The organism is Acinetobacter sp. WCHAc060033 (assembly GCF_004209125.1).
Taxonomy (GTDB): domain Bacteria; phylum Pseudomonadota; class Gammaproteobacteria; order Pseudomonadales; family Moraxellaceae; genus Acinetobacter; species Acinetobacter wuhouensis.
Genome location: NZ_SGSW01000014.1, coordinates 30,716 through 45,492 on the forward strand (window position 1 = coordinate 30,716; position 14,777 = coordinate 45,492).

The window sequence follows — 14,777 nt, forward strand, 5'->3', positions numbered from 1 at the left end:
GTGTTAGTCATCAGTTGGTATTTAAAAGATGTTGTTGAATGCATTCTGCAAGTTTTACTTTGTCTTGAGGATGCAACGTAATGAAATATGCTCCTACTCGATATTGTTCATTTGCATCTAGTTCGCAATAGGCGATTTGTGCAGTTGCTGCAATATGAAAGAAATTTTCAGGATGACTTAATGTCACGTGTATAAAACTACCTTGTTTCAGTAATTGCGGATTATTAAAGCTAAAACCATTCTCCGAAAAATTCACATTTTGCGGGGTTGGTAACATGGTTTGTACAATTGAATCGTAAAGAGAACCCGTAATGAGGTTTAATTTTTGGTTGAATAAGGATAAGATTCGAGCAATTTGTTGATCTTTTTCATTTAATTGTTCTAATTCGTAGTGAAGTGCATGATCAAATTGATCTAATTCTGCAAGTAGTAGAAAATAGCGCGGTAATACAAAATTAGGATCGTATGGGTCGTTCAGCGCAACTTCTTCAGAAATGATTTGATAGTTGATTCTTAATGCAGCATCGATTCGTGACATCACACGACGTTCACTTGCTTCATTTTGTTGCTGTAACGCTTCCATAAAACACCTCGGACTAGAATGGTATGTTTAAACCAATCTCGCTGTATATAGGGTTGAGATACACTCGCGCACGGCGTAGTAATCACTTTATTTCTTTTATTGCTCTGGTTTCCATGATCGGTCTAACCTTAGGGGTCGCTGTATTAATTACAGTGCTTTCTGTTATGAATGGTTTCGACCGAGAGCTAAAGAACCGTGTCTTAGGTATGATACCTCAAGCTACTGTTTCTTCAACACAAATTTTAACAGACTGGCCAGTTCTTGCAAAGAAAATTGAACAACATGAGCATGTCACTGGCGTAGCTCCATTTACCCAGTTACAAGGCATGCTTACAGCGCAAGGTCAGGTTGCTGGAATCATGGTCACTGGGATTGAACCACAGTACGAAAAGAAAGTATCAATCGTTCAAAATCACATGGTTGAAGGTAGCATAGATCAGCTCAAAAAAGGTGAATATGGCATTGTTTTAGGTAAACAAATGACAGACGCACTCGGATTGCGGTTGAATGACAATGTAACTTTAGTATTACCAGAAGCGACACCATCTCCAGCTGGAGTTGTCCCGCGTTTTAAACGATTTAAAATTGTGGGTATTTTCAGTATTGGTGCAGAAGTTGACTCTAGTTTGGGTTATATCGCACTCAATGATGCTTCAACTTTGTTACGTCTTCCAGATGGCGCACAGGGTGTACGCATGAAGTTGGATGATATTTTCCTTGCACCACAAATTTCAAATGAAATTGTCCGAGAATTACCTGGCAACTTTTATGCTTCGGATTGGACTTATACCCATGGGAATCTATTCAGTGCAATCCAAATGGAAAAGGCAATGGTAAGCTTATTATTATTCCTGATTGTATTGGTTGCAGCGTTTAACATTGTGTCATCTTTGGTGATGGTGGTAACTGATAAAAAATCAGACATTGCGATTCTGAGAACTTTAGGTGCATCTCCAGCCACGATTACGAAAATCTTCATGGTACAAGGTACGGTGATTGGTGTTGTTGGGACTGTTGCAGGTGCGATTCTTGGCATTATTTCTGCATTAGGGATTAGTAACTTTATTGGTTGGTTGAATTCAGCATTTGGATTACACCTATTCGATGCATATTTTATTAACTACCTACCTTCGTATTTAAGATGGCAAGATGTGGTCGTGATCGTTGGATTATCATTATTACTCAGTTTCTTAGCGACGATTTATCCTGCAATGCGTGCGGCAAAAATTCAACCTGCGGAGGCGCTTCGTTATGAATAGTGCTTTAGCCACCCCGATTGTTTTAGAAGCGCAAGGCGTATGTAAATCATTTACCGATGGTAAGTCGCATGTTGATGTGATCAAAGGTCTATCATTGCAAGTTCATCAAGGCGAGTTTGTATCGATCGTTGGTTCGAGTGGTTCAGGTAAAAGTACCTTATTGCACATCTTGGGTGGTTTAGATTTACCATCTCAGGGTATTGTCAATTTAAATGGTAAACGTTTTGATACCTTAGGTGAATCTGAACGTGGTTTCCTTCGCAATGAGCATTTAGGTTTTGTCTATCAATTCCATCATTTGTTGCCAGAGTTTACTGCGCTTGAAAATGTCGCAATGCCTCTGATGTTGCGTAAAGACGCTGAATTTAAAAAAGTCAAAGAGCGTGCAGAATATTTGCTTGATCGTGTCGGTTTATCACATCGTTTGACCCATCAACCAGGTGAGTTATCGGGTGGTGAACGTCAACGTGTGGCTTTGGCTCGTGCTTTGGTGACTCAGCCAAAACTCATGCTTGCAGATGAGCCTACAGGGAATCTAGACCGTAAAACAGCAAAATCTATTTTTGAATTGTTACGTGATTTACGAGATGAGTTCAATATGGCGATGTTGATCGTAACCCATGATGAGCAGTTGGCGAAATCTGCTGACCGCATTTTGCATATGCAAGATGGTGTTTGGGTCGATGAATAAAGTTAGTGTTTAAATTTAAAACATGAGTTTATAAAAACTGTATAATTAAACGGCTAAGTTCGATTGATTGAGCTTAGCCGTAAATTTTTATCAGAGCAAAATTCACTACAATTGATAAAAACAAATTTGATAACAATAAAACTGAATGATTTTCTATGTATATATACGTGCTTTTATTTGGATGGATATTTGGTATTTCATTCATGGGACATCAAATACCGCAAAATTTAAGTGTCTATATTTGCTTAAATGTCAGCTTAGTCAGTGCGCTTATACTGGGTAAGTATTTAAAGTTCAAGTATGCGCATGTATTTGCTTATAAGATGCTCTATGCCATTGCATTGGGTTTAAGCAGTTATTTACTTGGCATGTACTATGCGGATAGCGCATTAGAAAAACGCTTAAGTTTACGAGAGGTTGCGCAAAAACACACTGAACAAATTATCTATATTTCACATATCAATAAGATCAAAGATAAAACTTCAGAAAGTAATCAGGTAAATTCACAGCGATTTGGGCAAAAAAAATCAAAAAATCAGCAATCAATACAAAACTCTATTCAACAACGTGTCACCGTATTAACAGCGCAACAGCCCATTCAAGTTATGATGTATGTCAATCCATCTCAGTTGGAAGCCATTCAGCTTGGACAATATTATCGTGTTGCTGGGGAAATAAAGCCTATTCATGGTTTTGCTGTGGAAGGGGTATTTGATAAAGAAAAATGGCTTATTCAAGAGAATATTTCGGGGCAATTAAAAGCGCAGTCATTTGAGGTTTTGGATGAAAATCAGGTGCAGCAATTCGGTTATGGCGCTTTTGTACGTCAACAACATGGGCTATTGAATAAAATCCAACTGGAAATTGAATCATTAAGATTGGATTTCAGAACGATGATTTTGAATTCATCATTACAAAATAAAGGTTTGTTACTGGCATTACTTACAGGTGATGAAAGTTTACTTTCCAATCAAACACAAGATTTTTTTAAGAAATTGGGAATCTCACATTTACTGGCGATTTCGGGACCGCATGTTCTAATTTTTGCAGTTATTTTTTGTTTTATTTTCAATAAAATTATCCAAAGTATTTATCCACGTTTATTCTTAAAAATACCAAGACCTTATTTACTGGTTTTTCCTTTTTGGGCATGTGTAATTTTTTATACTGCTTTTGTTGGTTTTGAAATACCTGCTGTACGTACCCTGATTACTGTTTCCATTTTAAGTGTGATTATTTTACTGAAACAGAAAATCCAAGCTTTAAAACATTTATTGCTGACAGCCAGTGTTTTATTACTCATTGATCCATTTAGCATTCTTTCAGCCGCATTTTGGTTGTCCTTTGGCGCATGTTTTATTTTGATTCGGGTCTATCAAACCATTCAACAGCAGTCGAATGAAGCTGTACAAACATGGCAAGTAAAATCGAAACTCTTTTTACGCGTATTATTTGATTCGCAGTGGAAAACCTTTCTTGCACTATTACCTTTGGTTTTGTTTATTTTCCAGCAGTTTTCATGGATTACGCCATTCAGTAATCTCATCGCGATCCCGATGATTGGCACTTTAATTGTTCCAATTGAAGTATTTGCCGCATGTGTAAGTATGTTGTATGAGCCTTTGGGTATATTGATATTTAAAATGGCTGATGGGCTATTATCCATTTTATTGTTTTTACTTGAAAAATTAGATCAATTATTTGCATTTCAATTGAATTGGTGGGCTTTTAATACTTTAGAAATCGTGTGTATCGCATTTGCGGTACTCATTCTATTTTTTCCTAGAGGGGTGTTACCTAAGTTTTGGGCAGTAATATGTTTAGTGCCGTTATTTTTACCTCAAAAAAATACTTCAATTTTTCAATTAAACATCATTGATGTTGGGCAGGGACAAGCTATATTTTTGAAATTGCCAGATCATAAGATGATGATAGATGTTGGAGGTTCTTTTGATGAGTCGCAGTTCAGTATAGGTAAAAATGTCATTATTCCATATTTGATGCGACAAAGTATTGATCAACTTGATCAGGTCATCTTAACCCATTTAGATCAAGATCATAGCGGTGCTTTTTCTGAGGTTGAAAAAGTACTCAAAATTAAAAAAGTATATTCTAATGAAAAAGATGCTCGATTTGAGCATGCTAACTTCGAGTATTGTCATCAAGGACAACACTGGCAATATGATCAAATCAAAATTACCGTGCTTTCACCACCTAAAAACTTGTTAAGCCAAGCACCATATCATCAGAATGAACTTTCATGTGTGGTCTATATTCAAATACCGCAATCAAAATCATATCAAAACTTTCTTTTGATGGGAGATGCTGGTTGGGAAACTGAATTTAACCTATTACAACAATATCCAGATTTAAAAGTTGATGTATTGGTCTTGGGACATCATGGCAGTCACAATAGTTCTTCGTATGCATTTTTGAAACAACTAAAACCAAAACTCGCAATTGCCTCAGTGGGTTATACAAACCGTTATGGACATCCACATCCATTGGTATTGAAGCGATTAGAAGTACTTAAAATTCCATTTAAAACAACCATTGAGCAAGGTTCGATTCAATTTGATTTAAATACTAAGGGAGTGATGACAGAAAGTGATTTTCGTTCAACGCGTAAATGGTTAATCTTCAATAAGGGAGCTATTGCGGACTGAATGAATCAATGCTGTCGCATCTTGCTTAGGTATATCATAGATTTTTTTCAATTCAGGATTAGCTTTAAAGCGTTTATAACTCCAGTGATAATGTACAGGATATTTTCGAATCAGCTTTTCTTGAGTATTGAAAATAAGACGCGTACCTTGATTGGCGTCAACTTGGTAAATTTGTTCATCGATTGGTTCAATAAACATATCAAAACCATCATTATCATTTCGAATTGCATAAAGAAATAATGCTTTGGCTTTGGTTTTTTGGATGAGTTTAGCGCTAAGATTACTTGAAGATAGTGGAATACCAAAATACTTAATCAGGTCACTTTCATGGTGTGGAGAATGATCAGGTAAAATCACAGTGGTTCCACCGCGTTTCAAGGCTTTAAAAATTTGACGTACGCCAGATTCATCAGTTGGAACAAGTGTAGCATTTTCACGGCTACGTGCAGTGCGGACAAATTGATCTGCACCTGCATCTTTGATCGGTTCATACATGATGGTCATTTGTGTATATTGGGCGAACCATGCATTCATGACTTCCCATGTTCCAAAATGAGGAACGATTAAAACTAAGCCTTTACCTACTTGGATGGCATCGTGAAAAAGTTGTTCACCTTGAATATTGTGAATGCGTGCAATATTTTTTTCATTCGATCCTCCCCAGATAGAGAAAAACTCCATATAGGATTGCAATTCATTTCGAATAGCTTGTTCAGTAATTTTTTCTCGTCTTTTCTGATCCATGTCAGGAAAACAGATTTCAATATTTAGACGTATAATTTCCGATGTTTTAGTGACTTGTAATAAATTAACTAATCCAGCCAAAAAACGCGCAATAAAACGTGCAATTGGAATAGGAAGTCGACTACAAAAATTAAGTAGTCGTGTGGTTATTGTCTTTTGATTATCAGTCATCTGGGGCAAAAAATTAACGCTGAGGTGGAATTGTGTAGTGATTTGGCAAAATATTATAAGTTAAATCGTGATGATTAAATAGATTCAGTGTATATAATGCGATATGAATAATTAATTTGGATGGTATAAATGTCCGATTGGCCACCGAAACCTCAAAATGACAAGGCAAATTTAAATTCCCCTCAAGGTGAACAACCAACAGGGCAAGAATGGAAAATTCTAGAAAAAGCTGTATTGGCTTCTGTGGAAGAGCAACGACGTAGTCGTCGTTGGGGAATTTTCTTTAAAATTTTGACAGCATTATATGTTTTTTTTGTGATTTTCTTTATGCAAAAAAGCTGCTCAATGGCGACCGATAGTGAGTCACCTAGTGTTGGTGATTCGCACTTAGGCGTTGTGAATATTGTAGGGACAATTGATTCAAGTAATCAGGGTGTGAATAGTACAGATACGATTAAGTCTTTGAAAAAAGCTTTTGAAGCAAAATCTGCCAAAGCAGTAGTATTGAATGTCAATTCACCAGGCGGTTCACCAGTCCAGTCTGATGATATTTGGCAAGAAATTCAATACCTCAAAAAACAGAACCCTGAAAAGAAAGTGTATGCGGTGATTGGAGATATGGGTGCATCAGGTGCTTATTATATCGCATCAGCAGCAGATGAGATTTGGGTGAACCCATCGAGCCTTGTGGGTTCGATTGGGGTGATTATGCCGAATTATGGTGTGAGCGGTTTAGCTCAAAAATTGGGTGTTGAAGACCGTACCATGACATCAGGTAGCAATAAAGACATTCTCAGTATGACTAAGCCTGTTAATCCTGAGCAACGTGCGCATATCCAAGCCTTACTTGATAATGTACATGGTCACTTTATCACTGCTGTTAAAGAAGGTCGTGGTACTAAACTTAAGTCACAAGATCCTGCAATTTTCTCTGGTTTATTCTGGACAGGGGAACAAGCGATTAAACTCGGTATCGCGGATAAAACAGGAAATATTGAAAGTTTGAAACGTGAGCTTAAAGTGAAGAAAACTGTAAATTATACAGTTGAACGTGGACCGTTTGATTCAGTCTTAGGGCGTTTAGGTTCTGAAATGGGGCATGGTCTTGGTGAGGCAATGAGCCAAAAACTCGGTATGAACCAAGATGTAAAAATGCAGTAATTTACTTGAAAATACTACGTTATTAAAATATAAGGCAGTATAGAACAGGGAAGTAATATTTAAACATATTACTTCTTTTTAAATGGAAGCAGTAAAGTAAGTAAAGAAATAGGATTCCATGGATACGATAGAACAATCAAAAACATTGATCCATTTTGGTCATGCCAATGGATTACCTGCTCAGGTTTATACGAAATTATTTGATTTATTGGCAGATGATTATCATGTGATCTATCCATCATGCTCATTAGGGACATCTCCTGAGTTCCCTGTCGATAAAGATTGGTCAAATTTAGCAGATCAAATCATTCAAAGTATTGAACAACAAGCCAATGGACATCAGGTGATTGGAATAGGGCATTCTTTGGGTGCAGTGTCTACATTGTTGGCAAGTTTTAAGCGACCTGATTTATTTAAGCAAGTGATTTTATTAGACCCACCTTTAATCATGGGGTTCGCTTCTTTTGCATTTGACATTGCAAAACGCTTTTTCCCAAAAAAAGTTGATCAAATGACACCTGCTAAACTCAGTTTAAAGCGCCGAGATCATTGGGAAAGTCGTCAGCAAGCTTTTGATTTGTTGCATTCTAAAAAATTATATCAAGCTTTTGATCCAGCCTGTTTTCAAGCCTATATTGATTATGGGCTAGTCGAAGATGTTGTGAATGGTGGTGTAACTTTAACCATTCCTAAAGCCATAGAAGTCGAAATTTTTAGAAGTGGTCCATCTTATTGGTGGTTGCCACATAAAAAACCTGAAATGCCTGTTCATATGATTGCAGGAAGTGAAAGCCCATTTTTAAAGCAGAAATTTCCTCAGATCGCAAAAAAGAAGTTGGGCATACCATATACAGTATTTAACGGTGGGCACATGTTCCCTTTAGAACAGCCTGTTGAAATTGTTGCTCTAATTCAGGATTTAATTAAAAAAATATAACGATGGTCTAATTTATTTTTTGAAGTAAGCATCAGTATATTACATAAAATAAGCACTCAATAGAGTGCCTATTTTTATTTCAAAAGTATTAATTTGATTGAGCAAGATCAAATTTTAAAATCACTTTTTTATTGGCATCTAAGAATTTTAATTCTTTTTTAGATGCGTCATATTGAGTGACTTGGCCAAGTGCTTGTGAATACTTGTGAGCGATATCGGTTGCATTTAGGCATGCTTTTCTAGTCGAAGCAAGTTGTGAAAATTTAATTTCAGTAGCTTTAACAGCATAACCACCCATAAAGCTGTTACAACCATCTGAACCACTTACACGCTCATTGTCAAACATGATAGATGGTACAGATGACTGTGCAGGATCAGCCACTAATTTGACACCATCAATTTCACTGAGAATCCAATTCTTACCTTGTAAGTCATCTAAATTACGTTCAGTAGAGGGATTTGACATGGTTGCACAGCCCACCATAGAAAGTGTTAAAGCAGTACAAGTCGGAATGATGAGAGATTTTAACATTTAAGGTTCTCCACTTTTTATAAGGAATAAGAAAGTTATAAAGAATAAAAAAGATTAATATGTATTGAGACATATCATACTTTTCAATTTGAAAATAAGCTTTTTAATTAACTTAAAAATACACAAATGATTCAGAGTTAAAACATTTTTGCATAAGTATTGCTTTATTTTTGAACTGTTTTCATGTATCTAAAATATATATTTATTTTCCAAGTGTTAAAAAACGCATCCGAAGATGCGTTGATTGATCAATTATATTTTAAAATTTACAAAACTGGATTGGTTGTTCAAGTAATTGCCCTTTATACAACACTTGACCATTATCCAAATGTTGAATCGTTCCATTACAGATCCATTCAACCGCTTGCGGATAAATCAAGTGTTCAAGTGCATGTACACGTTCAGCCAAAGTGGCTACGGTATCGTGTAAATTAACTTTAACCACGCCTTGTGTCAGTGCTCGACCTGCATCCAATTCCGCAGTGACATAATGTACAGTACAACCATGCAATACATCCCCCGTGTTTAAAACACGTTGATGGGTATGCATACCTTTGTAATGTGGTAACAGAGAAGGATGGATATTCACCATTTTCCCTTGCCATTTTTGGACAAAATCTGCACTCAGAATGCGCATAAAGCCTGCAAGAATCACTAAATCTACATTCCAATCGAGCAATTGTTGATGCATTACGGCATCAAACGCTTCACGGTTTGGAAATTGTTTGTGTTCAATGATCGCAGTGTCAATTCCTGCTTTTTTTGCCCGTTCCAAGGCATAAGCTTCAGCTTTATTGGAAATCACCCCAACAATCGACCCTGAGAGATTTGCATCTATCAGGGCTTGTAGGTTACTTCCACTGCCTGAAACCAGTACAGCAATTTTTATCATGTGACTTAACTATGCTTTGGACTTAGGCAAAAATCACACGGATTCTTTCGTCAGCGCCTTCAACAGATTCGGCATTGTCTTGGATTGAACCAATTTTCCAAGATTTTTCACCCAGTGAGTTTAACAACTCGACAGTTTTGTCTGCATCTGCTGCATCAACTGCAATCACCATGCCTACGCCACAGTTAAATGCACGATACATTTCAAATTGATCAACACCACCTTCTTTTTGAAGAAGTTTGAACAATTCTGGCCATTCCCAAGAAGACTCATTGATCACAGCTTGAGCACCATTTGGCAATACACGTGGTAAGTTACCAGGTAGACCACCACCAGTGATGTGTGCCATAGCATGAACATCAACTTGTTTAATCAATTCAAGAATTGATTTTACATAAATACGTGTTGGTTCCATTGCTGTATCAGCAAGTGGACGACCATCAACGATTTGAGTTAAATCAACATTTTTAACATCGAAAATTTTACGAAGTAAAGAGTAACCGTTTGAATGTGCACCTGAAGAAGCCACACCAATCAAAACATCACCTGCTTTGACTTTAGTACCATCAATAATTTTGCTTTGCTCAACGACACCTACACAGAAGCCAGCTAAGTCGTAGTCTTCGCCTTCATACATGCCTGGCATTTCAGCAGTTTCACCACCGACCAATGCACAGCCTGCAAGCTCACAACCTTGACCAATACCTGTTACCACGTTTGCAGCAACATCGACATTTAAATGACCTGTTGCATAGTAGTCGAGGAAGAATAATGGTTCAGCACCACATACAAGAAGGTCGTTTACGCACATTGCCACCAAGTCTTGACCAATGGTGTCATGACGGTTTAGGTTAAGTGCTAAACGTAATTTTGTACCTACACCGTCTGTGCCAGATACGAGAACAGGTTCTTCATAACCTTTAGGAATTTTACAAAGTGCGCCGAAGCCGCCTAATCCGCCCATAACTTCAGGACGAGTGGTACGTTTAGCGACAGATTTGATTCGATCGACAAGTGCGTCGCCCGCTTCAATATCGACACCAGCGTCTTTATAGCTTAAACCAGTGTTTGGGGTAGAAGTTGAGTTGCTCATATTTGAAGTCTCCGCATTCGCGCGGAGATTATACCCGAATATACGAAATTCTTATGTTATTTCTGCACCAAAATGCTATCTTTATTCAAATATTTTACTTTCTATAATGATTAAATCTGAAAAAGGCGTGATTACATGCACGATCGGACCTTAAAACGAATTTTTATCCTTGCTGGAATTGCTTTAGTGCTTTGGGTTTTGTACTTACTCAAACCTGTAGTGATTCCCTTTGTCGCAGCATTTTTAGTTGCTTATCTCTTTAGTCCAGTTGTTGATCGACTATCCAAAATTCTACCGCGTTGGTTATCAATCACAGTCGTTTTTCTTGGGATTGGTGTGGTTTTAACTTGGGCAATGTGGTTTGTTGTACCTTTGGTTTGGAAGCAGTTGATTTACGCACGAGATAGTATCCCTGCTGGGATTCATTGGATTAATTCAACATTTCTCCCGTGGGTTTCAAATAATTTTAATGTCGAACGCATGGAGTTGGATACCGACCAAATTTCCAAAGTTGTGATGGAGTATATCCAGACCAACTACAGTGCTGACAGCATTCAAACGATGGCATTAAAAATTGCGCAATCGGGTTTAAGTTTTCTTTCCATTGGTGGAACGATTGTTTTAATTCCTGTGATTGCGTTCTATTTCTTATTGGATTGGAATCGTATGTTAGAAGGCATGCGAGAGTTTATTCCACAGAAATATAAAGCCAGTACTTTAAAAATCGTCGCTGAATGTCATAGTGTTCTTGGTGCTTTTGTTAAAGGTCAATTCCTTGTGATGGTCTTACTGGGCATAGTTTATGCAGTAGGGTTACAGTTGGTTGGGCTAGAAGTCGGTTTAATCATCGGGATGGTCGCGGGGCTGTGTAGTATTATTCCTTACTTAGGTTTTGGCGTAGGGATTATTGCAGCCATTATTGCGTGCTTCTTCCAGTTCGGTATGGATCCAAAACATTTACTCATGGTCTTGGCCGTATTTGGTGTCGGACAATTGATAGAAGGCTATATTTTACAACCATTTTTGTTGGGTGATAAAATTGGGCTTTCGCCAGTTGCTGTTGTGTTTGCAGTGCTTGCGGGTGCACAGCTAGGTGGTTTTGTCGGTATGTTGATTGCACTCCCTGTGGCAGCAGTTATTGTGGTTTTATTAAAGCATCTCAAAGATTTATACCAAGAAAGCCAATTTTATAAGTCTGAAAATGCTTTGGTGAGTATACATAGTCATGGTGATTCAGATGTAATTTCAGTTGAAAGCGATAAAGTTGATCTTGATATTGAGATTAAAAACACGCAAGATACTGATGAATCAGTCAAAACTGATCAAAATCCACATAAGGAATGATTTGAATATATGCGTCAATTACAGTTGGATATAGAACCGCAACTGGATGCCAGAATCAGTGATTTTTCTGGGCCAGGTTGGGGACCTGTAATTGATGCTGTACGTCAGCTTCATGCAGGGTTGATGAATCGTTTCTATATTTATGGTGGTGCTGGTACAGGAAAAAGTCATCTTTTATCTGCCATTTGTGATTCGTATTTGGAAGTGGGTAAATCCGCAATTAAAGTTTCATTATTAGAATTACTTGATGCACCGATTGAAGCGATTACCTCATTAGAGAATTATGATTTAGTCGCACTAGATGATATTGAAGCGATTAGCGGAGTGCCACATTGGCAAAAAGCAGTATTTCACCTGATTAATAACAATAATGAAGATGGTGGACAATTAGTCTTCTCATCACGTTTTGCACCAATAGAACTCAAATTAGAATTACCTGATTTACAATCTCGTTTAACCCAAGCGGTGAGTGTAAAAGTACCGAGTGGACAGTCTTATGCAGATCGTCATGCCTTATTACATTCGGTACTGGAACGTCGGGGTGTACATTTTGACCCACAAATAACGGAATATTTGCTATTACATGGACCACATCAAACCAGTACACTACTGCAATCAGTCGAGCAATTAGAAAAGTTATTGAAAGGTGAGAAAACCAAGTTGTCTCATGCAACATTAAGGCAGATCTATGCATTGATTGATGAATATAGACAATAGTCTTTTTTGATAAAGATTGAGTGTGCGTACCACATATAAGGTCGTCTATAGGATATATAAGAAAAATTCTTGAGAATTTTTTTTAGCTGTGACAAAGTACGCAAAAAGGATTTATGGCAAAGCTTAATGCTGGCTAATAAGAAATAATTAAAAGAAATCAAGGAGACTATAATGCTCAAACAGGGCATAGGCTTAGGATTATTATGTATTGCTGGTCATGCATTCAGTGCAAATATTACTGTCACGACAACAGATGATGTTGTGAAAGCAGATGATCAGTGTTCATTAAGGGAAGCGATTGAATACGTTAATCAAGGGATGCCAGAAGCAGGTTACAATGGTTGTGGTGGCAAAAGTGCTACAGCAACGATCATGTTGCAGGCGAATAAAGAATATACACTCAATAGCCAGATACGTATTTCAAAAACTGTAAGTTTCGCTTCTGATTATGAAACTGACATTAATGATACCAGTACTGTTGTAGGTAAAAAAAATGCCATTATCAAAATGGTTGGAAAAGACCGTTTATTTCATATTGAAAAAATAATAGATCCAGAAGCAACAGCAAAGCAAGCTATGCTGACCGTCGTTTTTAGTGAAATGACTTTGAAAGGTTGTGGCCAAGCAGAATGTAAAGATCAAGGTGGTTTGATTTACAACAAAGAAACATTGATTCTGACAAATAGTCAGCTTTTAAATGGTACTGCAAGACAAGGTGGCGCTATTTATAATGCTGGAGAATATGCCGCGAATACCAGTTTGAGCACTGTTTCGATGAATAACACCTTGATGCAAGGTAATAAAGCGAAAGAAGGTGGGGTTATTTATGCTGAGATTCCAGCATTTACGATCATGCAGTCTTTGATTCGAGATAATGAAGTAACGGATAGCAATAGTTCTAATTTTGAAGTCAAAAATAAATTTTCAGAGGAAGCGATTAAAGCAATTGGAGAATCAGTTCCATTTGGGTTTATCAATAGTACAATTTTCAATAATAAGGGCTATGTCGTTAAAGTATACGATGCAATGCAAGTTAATAATGTCACCATGATTTTAAATACGATGGGATTGATTATTGATGCGCCGAATAAAAAAGGCTTCGTAGCGAATAGCATTATTGCCAAAAATGGTAATGCAGACTGTACGACGATTGCAGGTGGTGAAGAGAGTCAGATCAGTAATAATTTATATTCAGTAGGTTGTGGTGGTTATAAAGGTACTGCTTTAGGCGCGACTCAACTGATTTCTGGCAGCACGGAAGGAAAATGTGATTACAATAGTAATGGCATTCTTTGCCCATTTTCTGAAGTAGAATCACTCGCTTTGGGTTATTTTTTACCAAGAATTTTACCAAGCTATACTTCTGCTGAAGATTCTTTGATTGTCAATAAAGGACCTGCTCCTCAAGACAAAATATTAAATTGTTCAACTGTAGATCAACGTGGTAAAAGCAGAAACGCAAATATGGAATTGTGTGACCGTGGTGCTATTGAATTAGTGATTGATTCATCTAGTACCACGACAGTGGGGCAAGATATTTTGTATGGTCAAACTGCTAAGTTTTCTATTGCAGATCAATTGCAAGATGGGGAGCTGGTGAGCGTTGAAAAGTGTAAACAAATTTTTAATCGTGATGTAGATGAAAATGGTAAGCCTTGGCAAATAGGGTGCCTAAAAATAATTCAAACCAATACACCATCAAAAGGTACGATGGCGATAGATCAAAATGGTGAAATTATTTATACACCAAATAGCAATTGGCAAGGTTCGGACGAGTTTAAAATCAATGTTATTACTTCAACAACAAGTTTTAATAAGTCGGATAATCCTTATATTTCGATCCCCGCGCGAATTGTCCAACGTAAACCAGATGATTTTAAAGATTATAAAGTAAAAACTTCTGGCGGTAGTTTAGGCATTATTTCAATTATCGGATTACTTGGTTTGGTAGGTTATCGACGCATAAAATACAAATAAGGGATTAAAT

At 37.2% G+C, this 14,777-nt stretch carries 13 protein-coding genes; 8 read left to right on the top strand and 5 right to left on the bottom strand.

The features are described from left to right. Positions 1-10 precede the first annotated feature (10 nt). Positions 11-583: a PilZ domain-containing protein gene (locus EXE10_RS08075; RefSeq protein WP_130113012.1), complete on the bottom strand. Its 573-nt coding sequence runs from the start codon at positions 581-583 to the stop codon at positions 11-13. 23 nt (positions 584-606) lie between these two features. Here EXE10_RS08075 and EXE10_RS08080 point away from each other — a divergent pair, with 23 nt between their 5' ends. The 3 genes from EXE10_RS08080 (at position 607) to EXE10_RS08090 (ending at position 5,199) form a co-directional block, all read left to right on the top strand. Continuing rightward, entirely contained in the window at positions 607-1,842 is a 1,236-nt protein-coding gene (locus EXE10_RS08080) for a lipoprotein-releasing ABC transporter permease subunit (RefSeq protein WP_130113013.1), read from the top strand. Then, positions 1,835-2,533: a lipoprotein-releasing ABC transporter ATP-binding protein LolD gene (lolD, locus tag EXE10_RS08085; protein ID WP_068972765.1), complete on the top strand. Its 699-nt coding sequence runs from the start codon at positions 1,835-1,837 to the stop codon at positions 2,531-2,533. Before EXE10_RS08080 ends, lolD begins: the two co-directional genes overlap by 8 nt. Before the next feature lie 203 nt (positions 2,534-2,736). Beyond that, positions 2,737-5,199, top strand: a complete 2,463-nt coding sequence (locus EXE10_RS08090) for a DNA internalization-related competence protein ComEC/Rec2 (protein WP_228256803.1) — start codon at positions 2,737-2,739, stop codon at positions 5,197-5,199. On the opposite strand, the gene EXE10_RS08095 is transcribed toward EXE10_RS08090, so the two are convergent. After that, positions 5,167-6,114 (bottom strand): lysophospholipid acyltransferase family protein, encoded by a 948-nt coding sequence (locus tag EXE10_RS08095; RefSeq protein ID WP_130113015.1) that lies wholly within the window; start codon positions 6,112-6,114, stop codon positions 5,167-5,169. The genes EXE10_RS08090 and EXE10_RS08095 overlap by 33 nt on opposite strands. A 129-nt stretch (positions 6,115-6,243) precedes the next feature. On the opposite strand from EXE10_RS08095, the gene sppA reads away from it, so the two are divergent. Next, positions 6,244-7,275: a signal peptide peptidase SppA gene (gene sppA / locus EXE10_RS08100; RefSeq protein WP_130113016.1), complete on the top strand. Its 1,032-nt coding sequence runs from the start codon at positions 6,244-6,246 to the stop codon at positions 7,273-7,275. 118 nt (positions 7,276-7,393) lie between these two features. Further along, positions 7,394-8,212: an alpha/beta fold hydrolase gene (locus EXE10_RS08105; protein ID WP_130113017.1), complete on the top strand. Its 819-nt coding sequence runs from the start codon at positions 7,394-7,396 to the stop codon at positions 8,210-8,212. An 88-nt stretch (positions 8,213-8,300) separates the two neighbouring features. Here the strand turns inward: EXE10_RS08105 and EXE10_RS08110 are convergent, their stop codons facing one another. The 3 genes from EXE10_RS08110 to purM all read right to left on the bottom strand — a co-directional run bounded on the left by EXE10_RS08110 (position 8,301) and on the right by purM (position 10,729). After that, complete coding sequence (locus EXE10_RS08110) at positions 8,301-8,744, bottom strand: META domain-containing protein (RefSeq protein WP_130113018.1); 444 nt, start codon at positions 8,742-8,744, stop codon at positions 8,301-8,303. A 259-nt stretch (positions 8,745-9,003) separates the two neighbouring features. Beyond that, complete coding sequence (gene purN, locus EXE10_RS08115) at positions 9,004-9,636, bottom strand: phosphoribosylglycinamide formyltransferase (protein ID WP_130113019.1); 633 nt, start codon at positions 9,634-9,636, stop codon at positions 9,004-9,006. Between the two features lie 22 nt (positions 9,637-9,658). Further along, positions 9,659-10,729, bottom strand: coding sequence for a phosphoribosylformylglycinamidine cyclo-ligase (purM, locus tag EXE10_RS08120; protein ID WP_130113020.1), 1,071 nt, complete (start codon positions 10,727-10,729; stop codon positions 9,659-9,661). 135 nt (positions 10,730-10,864) lie between these two features. Between purM and cxpE the strand changes: the two genes are divergently transcribed. The 3 genes from cxpE (at position 10,865) to rbtA (ending at position 14,767) form a co-directional block, all read left to right on the top strand. Beyond that, positions 10,865-12,073, top strand: a complete 1,209-nt coding sequence (gene cxpE, locus EXE10_RS08125; protein WP_068972773.1) for a chloramphenicol efflux transporter CxpE — start codon at positions 10,865-10,867, stop codon at positions 12,071-12,073. A 9-nt stretch (positions 12,074-12,082) separates the two neighbouring features. Beyond that, the gene (hda, locus tag EXE10_RS08130; protein WP_068972774.1) at positions 12,083-12,790 is read left to right on the top strand and encodes a DnaA regulatory inactivator Hda; all 708 of its coding nucleotides are present in this window, start codon (positions 12,083-12,085) and stop codon (positions 12,788-12,790) included. A gap of 171 nt (positions 12,791-12,961) precedes the next feature. Then, the gene (gene rbtA / locus EXE10_RS08135; RefSeq protein WP_068972775.1) at positions 12,962-14,767 is read left to right on the top strand and encodes a rhombotarget A; all 1,806 of its coding nucleotides are present in this window, start codon (positions 12,962-12,964) and stop codon (positions 14,765-14,767) included. The last annotated feature ends 10 nt before the right edge of the window (positions 14,768-14,777 follow it).

Coding starts and splice junctions, on each gene's coding strand:
- EXE10_RS08095 (WP_130113015.1), bottom strand. CDS start 6,114: ATGACTGATAATCAAAAGACAATAACCACACGACTACTTAATTTTTGT.
- lolD (WP_068972765.1), top strand. CDS start 1,835: ATGAATAGTGCTTTAGCCACCCCGATTGTTTTAGAAGCGCAAGGCGTA.
- hda (WP_068972774.1), top strand. CDS start 12,083: ATGCGTCAATTACAGTTGGATATAGAACCGCAACTGGATGCCAGAATC.
- purN (WP_130113019.1), bottom strand. CDS start 9,636: ATGATAAAAATTGCTGTACTGGTTTCAGGCAGTGGAAGTAACCTACAA.
- EXE10_RS08075 (WP_130113012.1), bottom strand. CDS start 583: ATGGAAGCGTTACAGCAACAAAATGAAGCAAGTGAACGTCGTGTGATG.
- purM (WP_130113020.1), bottom strand. CDS start 10,729: ATGAGCAACTCAACTTCTACCCCAAACACTGGTTTAAGCTATAAAGAC.
- EXE10_RS08090 (WP_228256803.1), top strand. CDS start 2,737: ATGGGACATCAAATACCGCAAAATTTAAGTGTCTATATTTGCTTAAAT.
- EXE10_RS08110 (WP_130113018.1), bottom strand. CDS start 8,744: ATGTTAAAATCTCTCATCATTCCGACTTGTACTGCTTTAACACTTTCT.
- rbtA (WP_068972775.1), top strand. CDS start 12,962: ATGCTCAAACAGGGCATAGGCTTAGGATTATTATGTATTGCTGGTCAT.
- EXE10_RS08105 (WP_130113017.1), top strand. CDS start 7,394: ATGGATACGATAGAACAATCAAAAACATTGATCCATTTTGGTCATGCC.
- sppA (WP_130113016.1), top strand. CDS start 6,244: ATGTCCGATTGGCCACCGAAACCTCAAAATGACAAGGCAAATTTAAAT.
- EXE10_RS08080 (WP_130113013.1), top strand. CDS start 607: ATGTTTAAACCAATCTCGCTGTATATAGGGTTGAGATACACTCGCGCA.
- cxpE (WP_068972773.1), top strand. CDS start 10,865: ATGCACGATCGGACCTTAAAACGAATTTTTATCCTTGCTGGAATTGCT.